The sequence below is a fragment of the Paenibacillus cookii genome (assembly GCF_018333375.1).
GTDB lineage: Bacteria > Bacillota > Bacilli > Paenibacillales > Paenibacillaceae > Paenibacillus_AQ > Paenibacillus_AQ cookii.
Window position 1 is genome coordinate 1 of sequence record NZ_BORW01000010.1, and the last position, 21,799, is coordinate 21,799.

At 57.6% G+C, this 21,799-nt stretch carries 19 protein-coding genes; 13 read left to right on the plus strand and 6 right to left on the minus strand.

Annotated features, from left to right (window positions below; all coding sequences use genetic code 11):
* Positions 1-185: 185 nt before the first annotated feature.
* From KI367_RS11460 to KI367_RS11505, 10 genes are all read left to right on the plus strand, one after another.
* Entirely contained in the window at positions 186-527 is a 342-nt protein-coding gene (locus KI367_RS11460; protein ID WP_052146737.1) for a phasin family protein, read from the plus strand.
* A gap of 1 nt (position 528) precedes the next feature.
* Positions 529-2,199 carry an ABC1 kinase family protein gene (locus KI367_RS11465; protein ID WP_212949746.1) on the plus strand — a complete coding sequence of 557 codons (1,671 nt, stop codon included), beginning with the start codon at positions 529-531 and terminating at the stop codon, positions 2,197-2,199.
* Positions 2,200-2,430: 231 nt separating this feature from the next.
* Positions 2,431-3,843: a DEAD/DEAH box helicase gene (locus KI367_RS11470; protein ID WP_212949748.1), complete on the plus strand. Its 1,413-nt coding sequence runs from the start codon at positions 2,431-2,433 to the stop codon at positions 3,841-3,843.
* A gap of 256 nt (positions 3,844-4,099) precedes the next feature.
* Entirely contained in the window at positions 4,100-4,510 is a 411-nt protein-coding gene (locus KI367_RS11475; RefSeq protein WP_212949750.1) for a YjdF family protein, read from the plus strand.
* A gap of 22 nt (positions 4,511-4,532) precedes the next feature.
* A complete protein-coding gene (locus tag KI367_RS11480) occupies positions 4,533-5,009 on the plus strand; it encodes a glutathione peroxidase (RefSeq protein WP_212949752.1) in 477 nt (158 codons plus the stop codon).
* Positions 5,010-5,218: 209 nt separating this feature from the next.
* Positions 5,219-7,282, plus strand: a complete 2,064-nt coding sequence (locus KI367_RS11485) for a molybdopterin-containing oxidoreductase family protein (RefSeq protein ID WP_212949754.1) — start codon at positions 5,219-5,221, stop codon at positions 7,280-7,282.
* 199 nt (positions 7,283-7,481) lie between these two features.
* Positions 7,482-8,708: an MFS transporter gene (locus KI367_RS11490; RefSeq protein WP_212949755.1), complete on the plus strand. Its 1,227-nt coding sequence runs from the start codon at positions 7,482-7,484 to the stop codon at positions 8,706-8,708.
* A gap of 65 nt (positions 8,709-8,773) precedes the next feature.
* Entirely contained in the window at positions 8,774-9,274 is a 501-nt protein-coding gene (locus KI367_RS11495) for a GNAT family N-acetyltransferase (RefSeq protein WP_212949757.1), read from the plus strand.
* 224 nt (positions 9,275-9,498) lie between these two features.
* On the plus strand, positions 9,499-10,284 hold the full coding sequence (locus KI367_RS11500) for an SDR family oxidoreductase (protein WP_212949759.1): 786 nt from the start codon (positions 9,499-9,501) through the stop codon (positions 10,282-10,284).
* A 177-nt stretch (positions 10,285-10,461) separates the two neighbouring features.
* Complete coding sequence (locus KI367_RS11505; RefSeq protein WP_246536854.1) at positions 10,462-11,124, plus strand: MOSC domain-containing protein; 663 nt, start codon at positions 10,462-10,464, stop codon at positions 11,122-11,124.
* Between the two features lie 69 nt (positions 11,125-11,193).
* Here the strand turns inward: KI367_RS11505 and KI367_RS11510 are convergent, their stop codons facing one another.
* Complete coding sequence (locus KI367_RS11510) at positions 11,194-11,742, minus strand: GNAT family N-acetyltransferase (protein WP_036706313.1); 549 nt, start codon at positions 11,740-11,742, stop codon at positions 11,194-11,196.
* Positions 11,743-12,007: 265 nt separating this feature from the next.
* Between KI367_RS11510 and KI367_RS11515 the strand changes: the two genes are divergently transcribed.
* Positions 12,008-13,705, plus strand: a complete 1,698-nt coding sequence (locus KI367_RS11515) for a glutamine--tRNA ligase/YqeY domain fusion protein (protein ID WP_212949922.1) — start codon at positions 12,008-12,010, stop codon at positions 13,703-13,705.
* Positions 13,706-13,784: 79 nt separating this feature from the next.
* Here the strand turns inward: KI367_RS11515 and KI367_RS11520 are convergent, their stop codons facing one another.
* The gene (locus KI367_RS11520) at positions 13,785-15,023 is read right to left on the minus strand and encodes an MFS transporter (RefSeq protein ID WP_212949760.1); all 1,239 of its coding nucleotides are present in this window, start codon (positions 15,021-15,023) and stop codon (positions 13,785-13,787) included.
* Positions 15,024-15,203: 180 nt separating this feature from the next.
* Between KI367_RS11520 and mobA the strand changes: the two genes are divergently transcribed.
* Positions 15,204-15,854: a molybdenum cofactor guanylyltransferase gene (mobA, locus tag KI367_RS11525; protein WP_212949762.1), complete on the plus strand. Its 651-nt coding sequence runs from the start codon at positions 15,204-15,206 to the stop codon at positions 15,852-15,854.
* 221 nt (positions 15,855-16,075) lie between these two features.
* On the plus strand, positions 16,076-16,762 hold the full coding sequence (locus KI367_RS11530; protein WP_212949765.1) for a TorD/DmsD family molecular chaperone: 687 nt from the start codon (positions 16,076-16,078) through the stop codon (positions 16,760-16,762).
* Positions 16,763-16,912: 150 nt separating this feature from the next.
* On the opposite strand, the gene KI367_RS11535 is transcribed toward KI367_RS11530, so the two are convergent.
* The 4 genes from KI367_RS11535 to KI367_RS11550 all read right to left on the minus strand — a co-directional run bounded on the left by KI367_RS11535 (position 16,913) and on the right by KI367_RS11550 (position 21,751).
* Positions 16,913-17,230 carry a thioredoxin family protein gene (locus tag KI367_RS11535; RefSeq protein ID WP_212949767.1) on the minus strand — a complete coding sequence of 106 codons (318 nt, stop codon included), beginning with the start codon at positions 17,228-17,230 and terminating at the stop codon, positions 16,913-16,915.
* Positions 17,231-17,232: 2 nt separating this feature from the next.
* On the minus strand, positions 17,233-17,604 hold the full coding sequence (locus tag KI367_RS11540; RefSeq protein ID WP_212949768.1) for a MerR family transcriptional regulator: 372 nt from the start codon (positions 17,602-17,604) through the stop codon (positions 17,233-17,235).
* Positions 17,605-17,684: 80 nt separating this feature from the next.
* The gene (locus KI367_RS11545; protein WP_212949770.1) at positions 17,685-18,359 is read right to left on the minus strand and encodes a serine/threonine protein kinase; all 675 of its coding nucleotides are present in this window, start codon (positions 18,357-18,359) and stop codon (positions 17,685-17,687) included.
* A 167-nt stretch (positions 18,360-18,526) separates the two neighbouring features.
* Positions 18,527-21,751, minus strand: coding sequence for an efflux RND transporter permease subunit (locus tag KI367_RS11550; RefSeq protein ID WP_212949772.1), 3,225 nt, complete (start codon positions 21,749-21,751; stop codon positions 18,527-18,529).
* Between the last annotated feature and the right edge of the window lie 48 nt (positions 21,752-21,799).

Genomic DNA, 21,799 nt, shown 5'->3' on the forward strand with positions numbered 1-21,799 from the left:
GCTGTTCTAAAATTCTGCAAGTCTGCCCTTTTCTTCATCCATATAATACCATTTTCGAAAATTACCCCTTAACGACAGTGAATATGCTATCGCTTCTTCTCTGAAACGGAATTATGCAAAACACTCAAATACGTAAGGCGATTTCAGGGTATAATAAGGGAAAATGAACCATGGGAGGGAATATGATGAGTGATCTGTTGAAAAAAGCCATCTCGCTCGGATGGGGCCTGACCATCGTCAGCAAGGAAAAAATCGAAAAAACGGTCGAAGAGTTGGTGAAGCGCGGCGAACTGGCGCCCACGGAATCCAAGGACCTGATCGAACGGCTGGTCGAACGCGGCGAGGAGGAGAAGTCCCAGTTCAAAGATTTTCTGAGGGAGCAAGTCCAGCGGATTTTGACAGAGCTTCATGTACCTTCCGGAAAGCAGGTTGCCGATCTGGAGCGGCGCATCGAAGAGCTGGAGCGAAAGCTCGCCGAACGCGAAGGGACCGCCGGGGAGCCGACGCCGGGAACGGGACATTCGTGATATGGCGGTCCGCATCAGGCATACCGGTCGTTACCGGGAAATCGCCATGGCGCTTATGCGTCATGGCTTTGGCTACATGGTGGAGGAATTGGGACTGTTTCAGATGCTGTCCTTGCCGCGGCGCCGGCTGAAGCATGAGCAGACGGAGACGAAAACGCTCGGCGAGCGGATCCGTCTCGTGCTGGAGGATTTGGGGCCGACGTTCGTGAAGCTTGGGCAGCTTGCGAGCACGCGCTCGGATTTGCTGCCGGATACCGTGATCAGGGAGCTGGTGAAGCTGCAGGATCAGGTTCCCCCTTTCCCGGCGAAAGCAGCCCGAAGCATTCTGGAAGAAGAACTGGAGGCGCCGGTTGACGAGGTGTTCGCTCGTTTTGACGACGTTCCGGTTGCCGCCGCTTCCATCGGGCAGGTCCATTTGGGCAAGCTGAAATCGGGGGAAGCGGTGGCCGTCAAAATCCAGCGCCCCGGCGCGCTGCAAACCATTACGCGCGATTTGGCGATTTTGCGGGATCTGTCCCAGATCGCCGAAAAACGGTGGGAATGGGCCAGACGGTACCAGCTGACCAAAATCGTCGAGGAATTTTCCAAATCCCTGCTGGCGGAAATGGATTACAGCCGCGAAGGCCGCAACACGGAAAAAATAGCGCTGCAATTTCAGGACGACCCTTACATTTTCATCCCGCGGATTTTCTGGCAGTATTCTTCTTCGCGGGTCATGACGATGGAGTATGTGGAGGGCATTACGCTCAGCCAGCCCGAGCAATTGGAACAATCGGGATTCGATCCGAAGCTGATCGCCAAACGTTTCGTCAACGCCATGCTGTATCAGATATTCATGGAGGGTTTTTTCCATGCCGACCCGCATCCGGGCAACCTGATCCTCCGGAAGGACGGCAGCCTGGCCTTCCTCGACTTCGGGATGGTCGGACGTCTTAGCAGCGATATGAAGGATCATTTATCCGAACTTATTATTGCTCTTATGCGTAAAAATACGGACAGCATGGTCCGCGCGATCCTGCATCTCGGCCTGCTGCCGGAAGACAACGATCTGGATGCGCTGCGAAGGGACCTGGACACGCTCCGGGACGAATATTACGACATGCCTTTCTCCGAGATCGGCATCGGCAAGGCGCTCAGCGACCTGTTCGGGGTAGCCCAGCGGCATGCGATCATGATGCCCCCGGATCTGACGCTGCTCGGCAAGGCGCTGCTCACGATGGAGGGCGTCATTCAGAAGCTCGATCCGGAGCTGAGCATCATCGACATGGCGGAGCCGTTCGGAAAGAAGCTGATCAAGGATCGGTTCAGCCCCGGCCGCATCCGCGGCAAGCTGCTCGGAAGCGCGGCCGGGCTGGCCGAGGCGCTGCTGGATATGCCTTCCCAGGCGAGACATCTCTCCGCTTTGTTCAGCAAAGGCAAACTGAAGGTGGAGATCAGCATGCCGGAGATGGAATCGCTGATGCGCAAGCTGGATCAAATCAGCAACAGGCTGTCCTTCAGCATCGTGCTGCTGGCCTTCAGCATCATCATGGTCGGGCTGATCATCGGGTCCTCCATGAACCGGCAGTCTTCGATTTTATGGCATTTTCCGGTGATCGGCATCGGTCTGGGCGTCGCGTTCCTGATGGTCGTATGGCTGCTGTACGCCATTTTCAAATCGGGCAAATTTTAAGTCCGGGCCGTGGCGGCGGATCAAATCGGGATTACCCGGCAAAAGGTGAGTAATGACGGCGGACCGCGGAGGTCACGATGGCCTGCCGGCAAATCCGGCAAATCCGGAATGATTCGGCAAACGGGTTTGGGGCGGAGTCGCCAACTTGCGGCATATCCGTTACAATAAGTATTTTGAAGATGGATTCGAAACAGGGACAAACGAAAAAGTGAACATAACGAGGTGGATGTTTTGCCAAATTTTTTAGAGCTGGGCATCAAGGAAACATGGGTTTCCGCCCTGAAAGAGAACGGGATTGCCGTGCCGACGCCGGTGCAGGCGGAGACGATTCCGCTGGCGCTGGCCGAACGGGACGTCATCGCCCGCGCCAAAACCGGAACGGGGAAGACGCTGGCTTTCCTGCTGCCGATCATGCAGAAACTGGACCCGGGCCGTCCTTTCCCGCAGGCCCTGATCATTGCGCCGACGAGGGAGCTGGCGCTGCAGATCACGGAGGAAGCGCGGAAGCTGGCGCGGGGCACTGAGATCCGCATCCTTGCGGTATACGGAGGCCAGGACGTGGAGAAGCAGCTGCGCAAGCTGGAAGGCGGGCGGCATCTCATTATCGGTACGCCGGGACGGCTGAACGATCATCTTCGCCGCGGCACGCTGGAGCTGGGCGGGGTCAAAACGCTCGTGCTGGACGAAGCCGACCAGATGCTGCATATGGGCTTCCTGGACGAGGTGGAGACGGTCATCCAGGCGCTCCCGTACCATCGGCAGACGCTGCTGTTTTCCGCCACGATGCCGGCCGAAGTCAAGCGGCTCGCTTCTTTTTATACCCGCGACGCCGAAGACGTCACGATCAAGGTGGAACATTCCCCGGTGCCGCTGAAGTCCATTCGCCAGCTGGTCGTCGAAGTGAAGGATCGGACCAAACAGCAGGCGCTGGTCTCGATGATTGAAATGTACCGTCCGTACCTCGCGATCATATTCTGCCGCACCAAACGCCGGGCATCGGCGCTGAACGCGGCGCTGCTGGAGCAGGGGTATGAGTCCGACGAGCTGCATGGCGACTTGTCGCAGGCTAAACGGGAGCAGGTCATGAAACGTTTCCGCGAAGCCAAGCTGCAGCTGCTGGTAGCGACGGACGTGGCGGCAAGGGGGCTGGACGTCGAGGGCGTAACCCACGTCTTTAACTACGACATGCCGCATGAGGTCGACAGCTACATCCACCGCATTGGCCGCACGGGCCGTGCCGGCGGAAAAGGGATGGCCATCACGCTGGCATCCCCGAAGGACAAAGGGGACTTGCAGCGCATTGAGCAGGGCATCCAGTACATCATTGAGCGCCGCCGGTATGAAAAGGACGGAGCGATCGTGGAAGCGCGCGGTCCTCGTCCGGCCGAAGGACGGGCCCCCGGCCGCCGGAAAGAGCAGGAAGGCGGGCGCGGCGGCGCCGCCGGTTCGAGCCGGGGCGGGCAAAGCCGTTCCCGCCGCGAGGATAAGCCGGCCCGGGCTTCCTCCCGCAAGGGGGACGTCCGCGGCGGTGCCAAGCGCGGAGCCCCGGGCGGCGGCAAACCGGGACGCGGCGCATCCCAGGCGCAAGGCCGGAGAGGCCGCGGCGACGCTTCCGGACGCCGGGGCGGAAGAGCGGGACGTTAACATCAACGGATTCATGAACCGAAAAGCGCGGTTTTGCGCTTTTTCGGTTCATTTTTTTTGCCGGGCGTCGATCCGGGCCGAACGCTTGCCGCGGCTTGCACTCGGCTTCGACTTGTGTATGATGGAATTAGAACGCAAAAACACGGCCCGGTTGGTAGTCCGGGCGCACGAGGCGGCGGCCCGGCGCCGTCCCGTGTCAGTAACCTTCCCCCCTCGGGATGTCCGGCGTTCCCATGTTGAACAGAGGGGGAGTACCATGAAATTAACGGTATTTTTCGAAGAACCATATTGGGTTGGAATCGTGGAAGTGGAGAAGGACGGCAAGCTGCTGGCGGGCAGGCATATTTTCGGCGGGGAGCCTTCGCTTCCGGAAGTATGGGAATTTGTCCTGCACGGGCTTTCTTCCGTGGCGGACCGGTTGTCTTGCGGCGTCGATATCGCCGAGGCAACGCAGCCGAAGGCTAACCCGAAAAGGCTCGCCCGGCTTGCGGCCAGGGAGTCCAGGGGACGCGGAGTCAGCTCGGCAAGCCAGGAAGCCATCAAGCAGGAGCTTGATTTGCGCAAGCGGGAAAAAACGCGCCTCTCCAAAGAGCTGCGGGAAGCCCAGGCGAAGCGCAAACGGGAAATTGCCGTTCAAAAAGCCAAAGCCAAACACCGGGGAAGATAATCCATGAAAGCGGGGGAAGAACATGTCGGTATATACGTATTCAGCCGCCACGCCGGCGGGCAAGGAAGTCTCTCTGGAGGAGTACAAGGGCAAGGTGCTGGTCATTGCCAATACGGCAAGCCAATGCGGTCTGACGCCGCAGTACGGCGACCTGCAAAAGCTGTATGAACGTTACCGGGACCAGGGGCTCGTCATCCTCGGTTTTCCGTGCAACCAATTCGGGGCACAGGAGCCCGGCAGCAGCGAGGAAGCCGCTTCGTTTTGCCAATTGAATTACGGGGTAACGTTCCCCGTATTCGCGAAAATCGACGTCAACGGCGAAGCCGAGCACCCGCTTTTTGCCTATTTGAAGGAGCAGCAGCCCGGAACCGCGGAAAGCAGCGATATCCAGTGGAACTTCACGAAGTTTCTGGTGAACCGCAGCGGCGAGGTCGTCGCACGCTATGAACCGCGCGAAGATCCGGAAGCGATGGCGGGGGCCATCGAACAGCTGCTGTAGACGAACCGAAACGAATCGCAGCCGAACAACGAACATCAGCACGGGGAACCTGCCGCTTTTGCGGCAGGTTTTTCTTTTGGCGAAAACGCCGACGCCCGGTCGGTTTGGCATGGGTGCGGTTTAATTTCTTTTGCGCATTTCCCGCCCGCCCATTAAGATAACTATAGAAGAGCGAACAATCTGGAAGCGACAAGGGGAGTGGAGCGGAAATGATAGACCAAAAAAACGGCGTGTTCCCGGCGGTATGCCCGCTGGATTGCCCCGACACATGCGGCCTGCTGCTGCATAAGGAAGACGGCAAAATCGTCAAGGTTACCGGCAATCCGGAGCATCCGATCACGCAGGGAGCGATTTGCAACAAAGTCCGCAATATGACCGAGCGGATTTATCATAAAGAACGCATTCTGTACCCGCTGAAGCGGACGGGCCCGAAGGGTTCCGGGGAGTTTCAACGGATCTCTTGGGACGAGGCGGTCAGTGAAATCGCGGCGCGGTACCGGGAGCTGATCGACGCATACGGACCGGAGTCCATCTTGCCTTACAGCTTCTACGGCAACATGGGCATCCTCAGCGTCGACGGCATGGACCGCAGGTTTTTCAACGCGCTCGGATCAAGCCGCCTGGACCAAGCGATCTGCAACGCCGCCGGAAACGCCGGCTGGAAATACACGATGGGCTTCAAGGGGGGCACCTCGCCGGAAGATACGGAGCATGCGGATTTGATCATCGTTTGGGGCGGCAATCTGATCAGCACGAACATGCACCAGATCGTCATCGCCGAAAAAGCGCGCAAACGCGGAGCCAAGGTGATCGTCATCGACGTGCACCAAAACCGCACCGCCCAATGGGCGGACTGGTTCATTCCGCTTTATCCGGGGACGGATACGGCGCTTGCGCTGGGCATGATGCACGTCCTGTTCCGCGACGGACTGACGGACGAAGCCTTCCTGAAGCGGTATACCGTAGGGCATGAGGAGCTTCGCGAGCATGTCAGAAGCTACACGCCGGAGCATGTTTCGGCCATCACGGGCGTGCCGGCGGAAGATATCGAGAAGCTGGGGCGCGCGTACGGGGAGGCTTCCGTCTCCTATATCGCGATCGGCAACGGGCTTCAGCACCACGATAACGGGGGCATGAACGTGCGCAGCATCGCCTGCCTGCCGGCGCTGACCGGGCAGTGGCTGAAAAAGGGCGGCGGCGCGGTGAAAACGAACGGCGGTTATCATGCCATGAACAGCGATTATTTGGAGCGGCCGGATTTGCGGCCGAACCCGGGGGCGCGCGCCATCAACATGAACCGGATCGGCGAAGCGCTGCATTTGAAGGAGCAGCCGATCAAGGCGGTCTTCGTCTATTGCAGCAATCCGCTGGTCGTTGCCCCCGATACGGAGCGGGTACAGGCCGGCTTCGCCCGCGAGGACCTGTTTACCGTCGTGCACGACCTGTTTATGACCGACACCGCCAAATACGCGGATATCGTGCTGCCAGCGGCCTCGTCGTTCGAGACGACCGATTTGTACGCATCGTATTGGCATCATTACGTACAGCTGCAGGAGCCCGTGATCGAAAGAATCGGGGAAGCCAAAAGCAACGTCGAGCTGTTTGCGATGCTGGGCCGCGCCATGGGGCTGGACGACGAAGCCTTCGCGGAAATGGAAGAAGAGCTGATCGCCGGGGCGCTGAATTACCCGGAGAATCCGTATTTGAACGGTGTGACCCTCGACGCGCTGAAGGAACGGCGCTTCGTGAAGCTCGACATGACGCCGCAAGCAACCTTTTTGGACCGCCTGCCGACGCCTTCCGGAAAAATCGAACTGTATTCGGAAGCGATGAAGGAAGCAGGCCTGCCGCCGCTCCCGGAATATATTCCGCTTCAAGAAGGTTATGACGGCACAAGGCGGCCCGGCGCAAGCGAAGCGTATCCGCTGATGTTCATTTCGCCGCCGAACCATAACTTCCTGAACTCCACTTTTGCCAACGTCGAAAAACACCAGCGGCTGGAGAAGGGGCCAATGCTGCAAATCCACCCGCAGGATGCGGCGGAACGCGGCATCGAAGACGGGGACGACGTCGTCGTTTACAACGACCGCGGACGGCTGGAGCTGAAAGCGCTGGTGACGGACAAGATGCTCCCGGGAACGGTCGTCAGCCAAGGACTGTGGTGGGACGGCAAGGGCCGCAAGCAGCGGGCGAATGCCCTGACTCCGGACCGGCTGGCCGACATGGGGGGCGGAGCGGTATTTTTTTCGACCGTCGTCCAAGTAAAGCGTTAGCAGGCGTCATTGCCAGGGATGCGAAGATCATGGATACTGGTTCTGGGACAAGAAGACCGGATCCGCTTGCGTTTGAAAAAGCCCCTCGGGGCTTTTTTGCATCGGAAAGCCGTCTTCGGGACCGTGGCATCGGAAAGATGCCGGGTGTCCCGCCACAGCTTGTCTAACACGCATTTTGCAAAAGCAGGAGACAAAATACATGAAATTTTTGCAGTCCTATCCGAACGAAGTCAAAATATTTCTCGCCGCCAGCCTGATCAACTCCGCGGGCGGATCGCTGATGTGGCCGCTGACGACGATGTACGTGTTCGACGAGCTTGGGCGCAGCATGGCCGATGCCGGCCTGGTCGTCATGATCCAAGCCTTCGGAGGCATCATCGGCCAGCTTCTGGGCGGGGCGCTGTATCATCGCGTCGGGGTCAAACGGCTGATCGTCGGCTCGCTGGGGTTATGCAGCCTTGGCTTGTTCGCGCTCCCTTTCATCAGCTCGTTTTGGGTCTTGTACATGATCATGATGGGATTCATCGGGCTGTGCAACGCGGTGTCGATGCCTGCCATCCAGGCCTTCGTCGGCTTTCGGTTCGCGGACCGGCGCGGCGAGCTGTTTAACGTCATTTATGTGGCCAACAACATCGGCGTGGCGCTCGGAACGGCGCTGAGCGGTTTTCTCGCCGACGTGTCGTATCACCTGACCTTTATCCTGAACGGCGCCACCTCTGCCGTGCTTGCTTTGTTTTTCCTGAATTATTTGAACCGGCTCGACAAGCAGGAAGGCCCCGTGCATTTGGCCAAAAAGACCAAAGCCGGCACGGGAGAAAGCGTCCCTGCCCTTCTCGGCAATACGAGGCTTTATTTGTACTTGGGGCTCGGCTCCCTGTTCCTGTGGTTCGGCAACTCGATCTGGAACACGGGGGTTTCGCCGCATATCATTTCCGAAGGGCTGCCGAAACGGGCCTACGGCTTTTTATGGACGCTGAACGGGATCCTCATTTTCGTGGCGCAGCCGGTCACGACCTGGATCAAACGGTGGTTCGCCAAAGAGTCGTCCTCGCAGATGACGGCCAGCGGCCTGTTTTATTTGGCGGCTTACGTGGTCATTCTGATGCTTCCGAGTTATTCCGGGCTCCTGTTTGCGATGGTGCTCGCCACGCTGGGGGAAATGCTCATCTCCCCGGCCGTGCCTGCGTTCATCTCGGATCATGCGCATAAAGCGGCTCCGTTTTACATTGGCGTGACCGGCGGCATGACCGCCCTCGGCCGCATGATCGGCCCCTATTTCATGGGCATCCTGTACGACGGCGGAGGGCTGGCGCCGGTGGCCTGGCTGTCGATCGGCATCGCCGTCGTGGCCGTTCTCTGTTTCGTCGTGCATGCGATGCGCAACAAGGCGGCGGAACGTGCGCTAAGCGAGTCCATCGGCGGATAGGGCAGGAAGATGATTTGCCGGAGAATTTCGACATCACACGTTAGACAAAAAGAGGTGCAATTTCCATGAACCTTGATCAGCAGACGCTTACGATCCGGTTGTCCACGATGAAGGATGCCCAGGCGCTCATGGATATCGATGCGTTGGTATGGACGGAGCGGACCGCGCCTGAGCCGATGCGTTGGACTTCAAGGGAGGCGTTTCTGAGGCACAGCCCTCCGGCGTCGCAGCTCGTGGCCGAGGCGGACGGGATCGTGTGCGGATATGTCGGGTTTCGGGACCCCACCGGCCTTCCGGCCCATTCGCATGTTTGCGAGATCAACATCGCCGTGCACCCGGCGCATCAGCGGAAAGGCATCGGCACGAGGCTGATCGGCGCGGCCAAGGCGTGGGCTGCCGGGCAGGGCAAACGCAAGCTGCGGCTGCGCGTGCTTTCGACCAATCCCGGAGCGGTCCGTTTTTACCTGAAATGCGGGTTCGTGGAAGAGGGCCGGCTTGTTCGTGAATATAGGATCGGAGGCCGGGAGACGGACGAAATTTGGATGGCATATTTTCTGGATGGATAGCCTGAATTTGATATTTTGCCGCGACGGGCTTATTCTTAATAGAATAGAGTAAATCAATGGACTTTCACGAGGTGAAGGTCCTTTGTTTCAAATGGCCGATTCGCCGGGCGTAAAGCCGGGTAATGAAGGCTATATGCGTTTTTTGTCGGCGCTCGAAAGTTCGGAAATTTTGATATATTCGGTGGTAACCAATTTCTAAAAAACGATGGAAAAGGGGTTGTATGATGGATTTACAGCTTCAGGGCAAAAAGGCGTTGGTCATTGCTTCAAGCTCGGGACTCGGCAAGGCGATTGCCGCCGAACTCGTCAAAGAGGGAGCGGACGTCATGCTGAACAGCCGCAGCGACGACAAGCTGCAGGCGGTGCAGCAGGAGCTGCAGCAGCTCGGCAGCGGCAAAGTCGAATACTACGCGGCAGACATTACGATTCCGCACGAAGTGGAGGGGCTCATCCGCTATACGGCCGAAACGTTCGGACGGATCGACATTCTGGTCAACAACGGCGGCGGCCCGCCGTCGGGAACGTTCGAATCTTTTACGGATGAAGATTGGGAAAACGCGTTTCGGCTTAACCTGCTCAGCTATGTCCGGACGACCCGCTGCGCCCTGCCGCATATGAAGGAACGCGGGGGCCACATCGTCAATATAACGTCCAGCTCCATCAAACAGCCGATCCCCGGCCTGATTCTGTCCAATACGTTCCGCACGGGCGTGGCCGGCATGAGCAAAACGCTGTCGCAAGAGCTGGCCCAATACAATATCCTGGTGAATACGGTAGCCCCGGGCCGGATTGCCACGGACCGCATCAAGAAGCTGAATGAAAGCAGCGCGAAGGACAAAGGGATTCCGGTCCAGGCCGTCGCGGAGCAGGCGCAAAAGGAAATTCCGCTGGGCCGTTACGGCGAACCCGAGGAATTCGCGAAAGCGGTCGTGTTTTTGCTGTCGGGAGCAAACACCTACATCACAGGCAGCACGTTGGTGATCGACGGAGGTCTGGTCGAAGCCCTGTAACGGAAGGCCATTGCCGAGAAACCGCTCGGCGTGCCCGGCTCCTGCGACGGGACGCGAAACCGCAGAAAACGGACTTGCACGCCGCAAGACGTCAACGGCGGAAAAATTCCTTTGAGATCTTTCTCCTTTTTTTGGTATGATAAGGGTTAAACATATCGGCAGGGAGATGGATCGAAGTTGAAGGAAAAAAACGCGTACGCCATCGTGTCCGTCAATGTCGGCAAGCCCGTAACGGTGGATTATTTGGGCAAGCCGCTGACGACGGGCATTTATAAACAACCGGTTCATGGCGAAGTGTTTGTGGGACGCACGCAGATGGACGGCGACGGACAGGCCGATACGGTCAATCACGGAGGGCCGGACAAGGCCGTTTGCGTATACCCGTACGAACATTACGCTTATTGGGAGCAGGCGCTGGGCAAGACATTGGACTATTCCGCGTTCGGCGAAAATTTGACGGTAACCGGGCTGCTTGAAACCGGCGTGTGCATCGGGGACGTTTTCGAAATCGGGGAAGTCGTCGTTCAGGTCAGCCAGCCGCGCTTCCCGTGCTTTAAGCTGGCCAGCAAACATGGCGTCAAGGATTTTCCGGCCCGGGTGCTCGATACCGGATTCAGCGGCTTTTATTTGCGGATTTTGGAGGAGGGCCGTTTAAGCCGGGATGCCAAGATCGTCAAGCGCTCTTCGCATCCGATGGGCGTCACGGTAGCGGCCGTGTTGAAGCAGCAGGCGCTCGGACGCCGCGCGGCGGACCGGGAAGAGCTGAAACGCCTGCTGGGCCTGGATGCGCTGGCGGCGACAGTGAAGGAATCCTTTGCGAAATGGCTGCAGGATCAATAAAAACCTCAAAAAGCCGCTTCAGCCGGATCGCGGATCCTGCCGGGGCGGCTTTCCTTGTGCGCTTCGTGTTTATCGCAGCAGCTTCCATTCGCTTTTCAGCATGCCGTAAATCGCATGGTTCACATACCCTTGGGGCAGCAGCTCCGCTTCGCGGACGATCCCCTCGAGGACGAAACCGAGCCTTTCCGGAATGGCGCGGCTGCGATGGTTGCCCGTGGCGCAGCGGATTTCGACCCGGTTCAGATCCAAATCCATGAGGGCGTAATCGACGAAAGCGCGGCAGGCGCTGGTCATGATGCCCTGGCCTACGAAATGTTTGCCGAGCCAGTAGCCGATGCTGACGGAACGGTTATGCCACTGAATCTCATGAAAGCTGATAATTCCCGCAAGTTCCCCATGCACCCAAATGCCCGCGGAGACGGCGCCGTTTTCGGCTCCCTGCTTGATGGCGTTTTTCACGAAGCTCACCGTATGCTCCACGTCCGTGATGGCATCGACCCAAGGAAGCCACTCGCGCAGCGTGTCGCGCGAATCGACCGTCAGCTCGAACAGCGGGCGCGCATGCTGGAGGGCCAGCGGCTTCAGCTCGATATGGTCATCCAGAAGATATGTAAACATATAATTTCAGACCTTCTTTCTATATAAAATGAGGTAAACGGCATTTGCCGCGCTTTTTGGCTTTCGTTTCCATTCTATTTTTCCATGCTACCCTAATCCCCTGCCTTTCGTCAAAGCTCAAAAAGCCGAATCATTGAACTATCCGGTTAATACAGGTATATTTAAATGAAACACGCTTATAAAGAATAGATGTAGGGTAGAGCAGGAAACTGCTGACGGTTCATTCTATGAGGCGGACATAAATCAGGATGAAAGGTTGATTACTGTGGAGAAACCAAGCACCCCCTCCAACTTTATCAAAAACGTAATGATCGATGACCTGGAGTCCGGCAAAGTCCAGAAAGTGATTACCCGCTTTCCGCCGGAGCCCAACGGTTATTTGCATATCGGACATGCCAAGGCCATCTGGATTAACTTTACGCTTGCGCAGGAGTTCGGCGGTTCGACGAACCTCCGCTTTGACGATACAAACCCGCTGAAGGAAGACGTGGAATACGTCAAATCCATTGAAGAAGACGTCAAATGGCTCGGTTACGAATGGGCGGAAAAGCGCTACGCTTCCGATTACTTCGAGGAAATGTACAAACGCGCCGAGCTGCTGATCCAAAAGGGCAAAGCCTACGTGGACGACCAAAGCGCCGATCAAATCCGCGAAACGCGCGGGACGCTCACCGAGCCGGGACAAAACAGCCCGTACCGCGACCGCAGCGTGGAAGAAAACCTGGAGCTGTTCCGCAAAATGCGCGCGGGCGAGTTCAAGGACGGAGAAAAGGTGCTGCGCGCCAAAATCGACATGGCTTCGCCGAACATCAACTTGCGCGACCCGGTCATTTACCGGATTGCCCACGCAACGCACCACAACACGGGAGATAAATGGTGCATTTACCCGATGTACGCTTTTGCCCACCCGCTCGAGGATGCGATCGAAGGCGTGACGCACTCCCTCTGCTCGCTGGAGTTTGAGGATCAGCGCCCGTTTTACGATTGGGTGATCGCGGAATGCGAAATGGAAAACACGCCGCATCAATACGAATTCGGCCGCCTGAACGTGGCGCAAACGCTGACGAGCAAACGGAAGCTGAAGCTCCTGGTGGACGAAAACATCGTGGACGGCTGGGACGACCCGCGCATGCCGACGATTTCCGGGCTTCGCCGCCGCGGTTATACGCCGGAAGCGATCCGCAGCTTCGTCTATGAAACCGGCATTTCCAAAAGCCAAGGCCTCATCGACCTGCAAATGCTCGAGCATTTCGTCCGCGAGGACCTGAAGCTAAAGGCGCCGCGCACGATGGCCGTGCTGAAGCCGTTGAAAGTGGTGATCACGAACTATCCGGAAGGCCAGGTCGAATGGCTCGAAGCGGAGAACAATACGGAAAATCCGGAGATGGGCACCCGCCAAATCCCGTTCTCGCGCGAAATTTACATCGAGCAGGACGACTTTATGGAAAACCCGCCGAATAAGTATTTCCGTCTGTTCCCGGGCAACGAGGTGCGCCTGAAAAATGCGTATTTCATCAAATGCCACGATTTCATCAAGGACGAAAACGGCAACGTGACCGAAATCCACTGCACGTATGACCCCGAAACGAAAAGCGGCACCGGCTTTACCGGCCGCAAAGTGAAGGGCACGATCCATTGGGTGGAGGCTTCCCACGCCGTGCCGGCCGAATTCCGCCTGTATGAGCCGCTGATCAAAGCGAAGGATGACGGCGAGGCCGAAGGCGAGGAAGCGATCGACGAGACGGAAAAGGCCGAAAAAACGTTCCTGGACGAAATCAACCCGAACTCCCTGGAAGTTCTGCACGGGTTCGTGGAGCCGGGCATGAAGGACGCCAAGCCGCAGGACAAGTTCCAATTTTTCCGCCACGGCTATTTTAACGTCGATCCGAAATATTCGAAGCCGGGAGAGCCGGTGTTCAACCTGATCGTTTCGATGAAAAGCTCTTACCAGCTGCCGAAATAAGCGCGGAAGCGTTCCGCTGCCCAATACAAAAGCCAGCCGCAAAGACATGTTCTTTGCGCTGGCTTTTTTCGTTGGTGCCTTAGACGTCTTGCATTTCCTCGAATCCTTCTTCAGGGATGTCCGTTTTCGGGTGATGGCCCTGCGAGCGCAGCCAATACCACATCATGCCGAAGCCGACGGCCCCGACCAAGGCCATCATGAAGCCCATGTTGTACATCGTGGCGCCGCCGAAGTTCTGGTACAGCCATCCGCCGGCCAAGCTGCCGATGACCCCGGAAATGCCGCTCCAGGTGAGCGTGAACAGGGATTGCGCCGATGCGCGATAAGCCGGTGGAACAAGCTGGCTGACGACTTGGATGCCGACGTAAAAATATCCGCCGAACGTGATGCAATGCATAATTTGAATGAACGCGACTTCAAGCGGATGCGAAGCGCCGGCCATCATCAACCACCGTATGCAGAAAAGCACGCTTACCAGTCCCAGACACCCGATCAGGGTAGGAAGGGAGCGTTTCAGGAAACGGTGAAAGAGGATCAGCACGGCCACCTCCAGAAACGACGAGAGAAACACGGCAAACCCGACCATCGTTTTGGAACCGCCGAGCTCCGTAATATAAAGCGACATAAACGTATTATTCATGACATTGGGGACGGAAACGACGATCCCAAGCAGTATGAACGCCACGAAATACCGGTTGATGACAAATTGGGCCAGTCCCCTCAGCCGGATGGGCGGCGTCTCCGAGGCCGCCTTCAGCGGCGGAAGGAGCAGAACCGTACCGATGGCGAGCAGCAAAATGCCCGTGACAAGGAACGACAGCCGGGATATGCCGATCCGGTCGATGAGCATGCCCGCGGTCACGGCGACCACCGCCCAACCGATCGAACCCCAGTTCCGGAACGCGCCGAACCTTTTCGGCTGGCTCGCCGTGTATCCCAGAATCAGCGTGTTGCTTTGGGCGAACAGCGGGCTCTGAAAGAAGAAAAAGAGGATCATCGCCAAATAAACCATTCCGTAGGTGCCGGCATGGAACACCAATTGAAGGAGCAGCAAGGTGCCGGTCATCATGATCAGCAGGATGCGTCTCGTATTATGCAGACGATCGCTCCACTTCATCCAGAACGGATTGGCGAAGAGGGACACGAGCGGGCCAAGCGCCATCAAGCTGCCGATTTCGAATTTGTTCATGCCTGCGTCCTGCAGGTATAATTGAAAAAAGCTGGTGAAGATCACCATGGTTCCGTAAATTAAGAAATTAAATGCCTTAAGCGGCAGCAGCTTGGACTGTTTTTTTACACGATCATGCACGTTGCACATTCCTTTCCGACCGAATGCAAATCGACAGAGGCTAGGTATAGAAGCCGCCACCCTCACTTTATCATTTGTTGAAAAGGGATACAAACCAATAATTGTTAAAGTGTCCACCCCGCGCGGTTTTTAAACGATGAACGGGCGTAATCAGAGGGGGGGCGGACCGAATTTTCAGGAGGTGATTCGATGACGGATGCGAAGCTGACCGGCGTGGTATTGGCAGGCGGTGAATCGAGGCGAATGGGGCAAAATAAAGCGCTGCTGGCCGTCGGCGGGGAAAAGGCGATCGAGGCCATTATCGGAGCCATGTCGGAGGCCGGCCTCGATGTGACCGTCGCCGCAAACGGGCAAAACGCTAGCGCCTACCATATGCTTGGCAGGGAGATCGTCTGCGACCGATATCCGGGGCAGGGGCCTTTGTCCGGCATCCATGCGGCGCTGCATGCGGCCAGGACGCCGTGGATTATCGTCGCAGCCTGCGACATGCCTTTCGTCACGCCGGGGCTGTTCCGTTTTCTGAAAAAGATCGCAGAGGACGCGGAAACCGGTCCGGCTGCCGGCGGATTCCAAGCGGTCATCCCGATGGAGGGAGGCCGGGTGCAGCCGCTGCTGGCGGCTTATCACGCCAGCGCGCTGCCCGCGCTGGAGGATTCGCTCGCAACCGGCCGGCTGCGGATGACCGAATGGCTGGAGCGTCTTCGGGTCCGGTATATCCCCGAAGACGTTTTGGCCAAGGAGACGGGGCTTGAAGCCGGCCATGTGTTTTTTAATATGAACCGTCCGGAGGATTACCGGGCTGCGCTCGCGAAGCGGCGCGAAGAAGAGGCGGGGCGTTAAGGCGCCCCGCCTTTTATGGCCATGCTGCGGTGTTTCGGCTGAGCGGCATCAGGGATGAAGGGGCTTCGAGCGTTTCTATGCCACTCTTCTGTAAAATGGGCGGATTTGAATCGCTTGATGTGAATTAAGTCACATAACTGCGGCTGGGTTTCAGGTAAGGTGAAGTTAGGAAGATGCATCATGCTGAACAATATCCGGACCTGGATCAAGGAGGGGCGGCAATGACGACAACGCTGGAACCGCTGCTGGATACGGTGGAAGGAGCCCAATGGCTGCAGGGCAGGGGCTGGGCGTACCAGTTGCTGATCGATTTTTTGGAGAGTCCGCCGGGACTGGCGCAGATCGCGCCGTGGCAGCGCCAAGCCGGGCTGCGGGAGGAGCTGGCGCTTACTGCGGGAGGGCGCCGGCTGCAGGATTATTTGGCAAGCATAACGCCGGATCGGCTGCTGGCGGCTTGCCGGACGGAGACGGAAGAATACGGGCGGCTGTTCGTCGGCCGGAATGCGGTCTTCCCTTGCGTTCGCGAAAGCGCCTATCGGACGGAAGACGCGCGCGGCGCCCGGCGCTGCCTGCGGCAAATCCGGGAGGCTTACGAGGACTGCGGCATCGTCTTTAACAAGCTGCAAAGCGAAACGGACGATCATCTGACGATCGAGCTTGAGTTTATGGCCGTGGCCGGGGAACATATGGCCTTGACGGCAGGGCTGCCGGAATGCAGGCTGACGTGGCTGGATACGCAGGTCGATTTTTTGGAGCGGCATTTGCTGCAGTGGACGCCGCAGTTTGCGAAGGAACTGGCCGCCAGCGCGCGTACTCCGCTTTACCGGGAAATCGGCGGCATTTTGGGCGAGTTTATTCCCTATGATCTATTGATGCTGAAATTGTTGCGAATAGAGCTGACGAAATAAAGAAAGGCGCGTGCCGGTGCGGCATGCGCCTTTTGCTGTCCCCGCAGGTTTAGCGGCGTGGGCCGCGGACTTTTTAATCGGCGCCGAGGGCGTCCGGCAAGTCACGCGCTATATATCTGCAAAGGGCTCTTTATTGTTGGCCGGTCGCTTTCAGCCGTGTTTGGAGAGAACTTGCTCATACACGCTTTTCGGCCGCAAGCCGACCAGCTTCTCTACGGGCTCTCCGTCCCGGAACACGATCACCGTCGGCACGGACATCACCCGGTACCTGCTTGCCGTCTCCGGGGATTCGTCGCAATCTACTTGCAGAAAGCGGACCTGACTTCCTTGTTCGTTCGACAGCTCGCCCAGCATGGGCAGCAGCGTTTTGCACGGAGGACACCATTCCGCTCCGAATTCCACAAGCGTAGTTCCTTCCGGTTGGATGCGTGCCGCAAACGTCTCATCGTTGACGGTTTCGATGCTCATCGTTATTCCTCCTGACCAGATATGGACCGCTCGAGCAGGATGGCATCGATCCGGTCGGTCAAGTTCTGCCGGATGTTCGTCAGCAGCTCGATTTGTTCGTCGATGTCCTGGAGCTTCTGCCGGTAGATCGGCAGCACCTCCTCGCAGAAGGCTTCCTTGTTTTTCAGCACGCACTGCAGGATGCCGGCAATCTCATCGGTTGACAGCCCCAGATTCAAATACAGCTGAATCGAGCGCACCTGCTCTACGGCAAACGGGGCGTACTCCCGGTATCCGTTATCTTTCCGGAACGGCGACAGCAGGCCCTTTTGCTCGTAGTAACGAAGGGAGCGGATGCTTGCTCCGGTCAACGACGACAACTCTCCGATATTCACCGTGAACTCCTCCTTCCTGCCCGGGGTATGTTTATTGTAAAGCCTGACATTAATGTGAGGGTCAAGAGGAATCTGTCGCCTTATTTTTTGTAAAACAGCTTTCGAATCCGTTCCGCAAACTCCTGCAGGTTAATGTTGAGCGGGTCCAGGCGGTTGTAAGCGGCTTTGACCGCCTCAAGCAGCCATAGAGGGAGCTTTCTGCCCTCCAAAAGCGGATACACGTTGTCGTAAGCCCACAGCAGATGCTCCCAGCGTTTGTCGTTCCCGCTTTGGATATATTCGGACACGTCGAGCACTTTCCCCCGGCCATTCTGCATAAGCACGTTTTTGAGGTGAATGTCCCTCGGGTTCAGTCCGTTCCTACGAACCAGGTCGCGTGCCGCCTCCACGTCGTCGATCACCTGCCTTGGGACCGGGATGCCGTGGAGCAGGCAGTCGTACAAGGTCGTTCCTTCCTCGCGGCTGATGACGACGTAACGGTCGCCGGCGCCGTAATAGACGGGGAAATACGGAATGCCCGCAAGCTTATGGTATACCTCGGTTTCAGCCTGTTTTTTCGGCAGCGCGGGTTCGGTATAAAGTTTGTAGGCATAAGCGGGAAGAGGCTCGTATACAAACACGGCAGCGTCGGTTCCGACGCCGATGCAGTACAAGTCGTCCGATTCGCCGACGATGGATACGGGATCGTTATCTCCCTGCTTCAGCACTTCCATGCGGGATAATGCCGGTTCCGCCTGTTTCCATTCTTCATTCATCATGGCTGCCTCCTTGGTGCTGCGGATTTTTTTCATTTTACTGCAAGCTGCAGGCCGATACAAACTTGCGGGCCGAAGTTATGGCTCAAGCGGAGGCACGATAAAGGACGCGCCCCTCCCGCTCGGGGAAGAACGCGTCCTTATTGGTTATGCTGCGCTTCTTGAATTTAATCCTCTATTTTGGGTCTGCGGAACTTCATCAGGAATTCGTATACGACCGGCACGATGACCAGCGTCAGCAAGGTGGAGCTGATCAGGCCGCCGATCACGGTAATGCCGAGGCCCCTCGAAATGATGCCTGCGCTGCTTTCCAGCCCGGTGACGAGCGGGAGCAGGGCGCCGATGGTGGCGAGCGCGGTCATCAGAATCGGACGCAGACGGGTTGCTCCTGCTTCCAGCAGCGCTTCGCGCGTCGACAGGCCTTCGCGTTCCTTGTGAATGACCCGGTCGATCAGGACGATCGCGTTGGTGACGACGATACCGATCAGCATGAGCGCACCCATTAGCGAAGATACGTTCAGCGTTTCTCCGCCGAGCCACAGGCCGACCAGCGCGCCGATGATCGTAAACGGCAGGGAGAAGAGGATCGCAAACGGCGCCAGACCGCCGCCGAACGTCACGACGAGCACGAAATACACGATCGCGACGGCCGCCGCCATGGCGAGGCCAAGCTGCGTAAAGGTGTCGTTGATCTGCTCGGTCGTTCCCCCGAATTTGACTTCCACGCCGTCCGGAAGATTGATTTTGTCGATGCCCTTCTGCAAATCGGCGGATGCCTTGCCCACGTTGCTTGATACAATGTTCGCCGTGACGTTGACGACCATTTTGCCGTCCGTGCGCGTAATCGTATCCGGCGAAGAGCCTTTTTCGACTTTCGCGACGTCTTTGATCGGCACGTTCATGCCAAGCGGGGATGCAATCGTTTCTTTTTCGATGTCGCCGATGCTCTTGTAATCTTTGCCGTCGGTTTCGATGTACACTTTGTATTTTTTGTTTTCGACCTCAACCTCGGTCAGCACCGGCTTCTCTCTTTCCGGACTCAGCTTCATGGCGATTTGCCCTGCCGTCAGCCCCAGGGAGCTCAGCTTTTGCTGGTCGGCGATGATCGTGTACTGGTCATAGGCTTTGGACAGGCTCGTTTTTGCTTTTTCGAAATTGGCTTTGTCCGCTTCGACCAGCTTCAGGATTTGATCGGCCACCGGCTTGATGTCCTCCAGGCTGTTGCCGAACACGCTGACGTTCAGCGAGCTTCCGCCCAGGCCGCCCGCCATGTCCATCGTGGCCCATTCGCCCTTGGCGACTTGTTTTTTCAGTCCTTCGATGAGGTTCTTCTTCACGTTTTCGAAATCTTTGGTGTCTTTTTTGTATTCGATATAAAAGAGCCCCGAATTGGAGGAGCCGCCGCCAAGCGGATTGCCGCTGCCGCCGACGGAATACTGCATTTTGTCGACTTCAGGCTGTTGCAAAATGTATTTTTCCGCATCCAAAGCGCGTTTTTCGACCGTTTCCAGCTGAGCGCCAGGCTCCGGAGAGTACGTCACCATGACGTATTTGTCCTCCTGATCCGGCAGGAAGCTTGTTCCGATGAGCGGCGTCAGGAAGCAGCTCGCCACAAGCAGAATCACGGCCAGGCCGAAGGTGAGCAGCTTATGCGAAAGCGACCAGTTCAGGATGCGCTGATAGCCGCGGGCCATTTTGCCGGGCTTGTCATGGTCATGCTTCTTCGATGCTTTGATGCCTTTGCGGAACAAGGAATGCGCCATCATCGGCACGAGCGTGATCGCCACGAGCAGGGAAGCCAGCAGGGCGAATACCATCGTCAGCGCAAACGGCAGGAACAGCTCGCCGACCATGCCGCTGACGAACGCAAGCGGCAGGAAGACCGCGATCGTCACGATCGTCGACGACATGATCGGGATGAACATTTCGCGCGTGGCTTCGCGAATCAACTCGCGTCCGCGAAGTTTCTCGCCGCTGCTGCTCATCCGGCGGTAAATATTTTCGATGACGACGATCGAGTCGTCGACGACGCGCCCGATCGCGACGGTCATGGCGCCGAGCGTCATCACGTTCAGGGTGATGTCCAGTCTCCACAGGATCAACAGCGCGATCAGCAGGGAGAGCGGGATCGACAGGATCGAAATCAGCGTCGAACGGATGTTTCTCAGGAAGATCAGGATGATGATCACCGCGAACAAAGCGCCGAATACCGCTTTGCTCATCATCGTGGACACGGCGTCCTCGATCGGCTTGCCCTGGTCGAGCAGAACCGTCAGGTGCATGCCCTTGAACTCGCTTTCCAGGGCCTTCGCTTTATCTTTGACGGCGTTCACCACTTCGACGGTGTTGGCGTCGTTGTCCTTGACGATCTGCAGGCCGATTGAAGCCTTGCCGTTCGTACGGGATACCGACTCGGCCTTGCCGATGACCTGGATGTCGGCGATATCGCTTAATTTGACCGTCGGGATGCCGGCCGCCGCAAGTCCTTGCCCGGCTGCGCCGCCGGTCATGCCTGCACTGGCGCCTCCGGCAGGCGGAGCGGCATTGCCCTGCGCACCGGCTGCCGACCCTGCTCCTTGGGCGGGAGCGCCGGCCGCTGCGCTTTGTCCCTGTGCTCCGGCTGCTCCGGAGGCTGCGCCTCCCGCGTTAGGGATGACGGGGATGGCCAGGTTTTTCAGGTCGTCCAGCGTAATGACGTTGCCGTCGACGACAACGGCCTTCGAGGATTGATCCAGCGTGAACAAGCCCAGCGGCACATGGATCGAAGATCCTTGGACGATGCCTTTGACGGTGTCTTCGGAAAGGCCGAGCTGGGCCATTTTTTCTTTGTTAAACTTCAGCTTTACTTCCTTGACGTATTGCCCCGAAATCGAGATGGAGGCGACGCCCGGGATTTTTTCCAGTTCGGGCTCTACCTGATTTTCGATATTGCGGGTCAGCTTCTCCAGATCGTCCGAATCGTCGGAGGCGCTGAGGGACACGACGGGGAACGAGTTCATGCTGAATTTGGAGATGGTAGGCTTCTGGGCGCCGTCCGGCAGTTTGACCTCGTTCAGCGCTTCGCGCACGGCCGCCGTCGCCTGGTCGAGGTCCGTGCCGTAATCGAATTCCATCGCGATGTTGGCCGCGTTTTCCATCGACGTGGAAGTGACGGTTTTGACGCCGTCGACGTTGCGCAGCCGCTGCTCCAGCGGCACGGTCACGTCCTGGACGACCCCTTCGGGGGCAGCGCCCGGATAAACCGCGGTCACGCTAAGGAACGGGATGTTGATGTTCGGGATGGTTTCCTGTTTCATCGCCAGGCCGCTGTACAATCCGGCTGCCGCGACGATGACGGTCAGAATCCAGATCGCAAACTTGTTGTTCAATGAGAAATTAATGATTCCTTTCATCTCGCAGGTTTCTACTCCTCTCTATTTACCTTCCAAGTATGGGGTGTA

Excerpts from the sequence above, each read along its gene's own strand:
- KI367_RS11460 (WP_052146737.1), top strand. The coding sequence starts at position 186 with ATGAGTGATCTGTTGAAAAAAGCCATCTCGCTCGGATGGGGCCTGACC.
- KI367_RS11465 (WP_212949746.1), top strand. The coding sequence starts at position 529 with ATGGCGGTCCGCATCAGGCATACCGGTCGTTACCGGGAAATCGCCATG.
- KI367_RS11475 (WP_212949750.1), top strand. The coding sequence starts at position 4,100 with ATGAAATTAACGGTATTTTTCGAAGAACCATATTGGGTTGGAATCGTG.
- KI367_RS11480 (WP_212949752.1), top strand. The coding sequence starts at position 4,533 with ATGTCGGTATATACGTATTCAGCCGCCACGCCGGCGGGCAAGGAAGTC.
- KI367_RS11485 (WP_212949754.1), top strand. The coding sequence starts at position 5,219 with ATGATAGACCAAAAAAACGGCGTGTTCCCGGCGGTATGCCCGCTGGAT.
- KI367_RS11490 (WP_212949755.1), top strand. The coding sequence starts at position 7,482 with ATGAAATTTTTGCAGTCCTATCCGAACGAAGTCAAAATATTTCTCGCC.
- KI367_RS11495 (WP_212949757.1), top strand. The coding sequence starts at position 8,774 with ATGAACCTTGATCAGCAGACGCTTACGATCCGGTTGTCCACGATGAAG.
- KI367_RS11500 (WP_212949759.1), top strand. The coding sequence starts at position 9,499 with ATGGATTTACAGCTTCAGGGCAAAAAGGCGTTGGTCATTGCTTCAAGC.
- KI367_RS11510 (WP_036706313.1), bottom strand. The coding sequence starts at position 11,742 with ATGTTTACATATCTTCTGGATGACCATATCGAGCTGAAGCCGCTGGCC.
- KI367_RS11520 (WP_212949760.1), bottom strand. The coding sequence starts at position 15,023 with ATGTGCAACGTGCATGATCGTGTAAAAAAACAGTCCAAGCTGCTGCCG.
- mobA (WP_212949762.1), top strand. The coding sequence starts at position 15,204 with ATGACGGATGCGAAGCTGACCGGCGTGGTATTGGCAGGCGGTGAATCG.
- KI367_RS11530 (WP_212949765.1), top strand. The coding sequence starts at position 16,076 with ATGACGACAACGCTGGAACCGCTGCTGGATACGGTGGAAGGAGCCCAA.
- KI367_RS11535 (WP_212949767.1), bottom strand. The coding sequence starts at position 17,230 with ATGAGCATCGAAACCGTCAACGATGAGACGTTTGCGGCACGCATCCAA.
- KI367_RS11545 (WP_212949770.1), bottom strand. The coding sequence starts at position 18,359 with ATGAATGAAGAATGGAAACAGGCGGAACCGGCATTATCCCGCATGGAA.
- KI367_RS11550 (WP_212949772.1), bottom strand. The coding sequence starts at position 21,751 with ATGAAAGGAATCATTAATTTCTCATTGAACAACAAGTTTGCGATCTGG.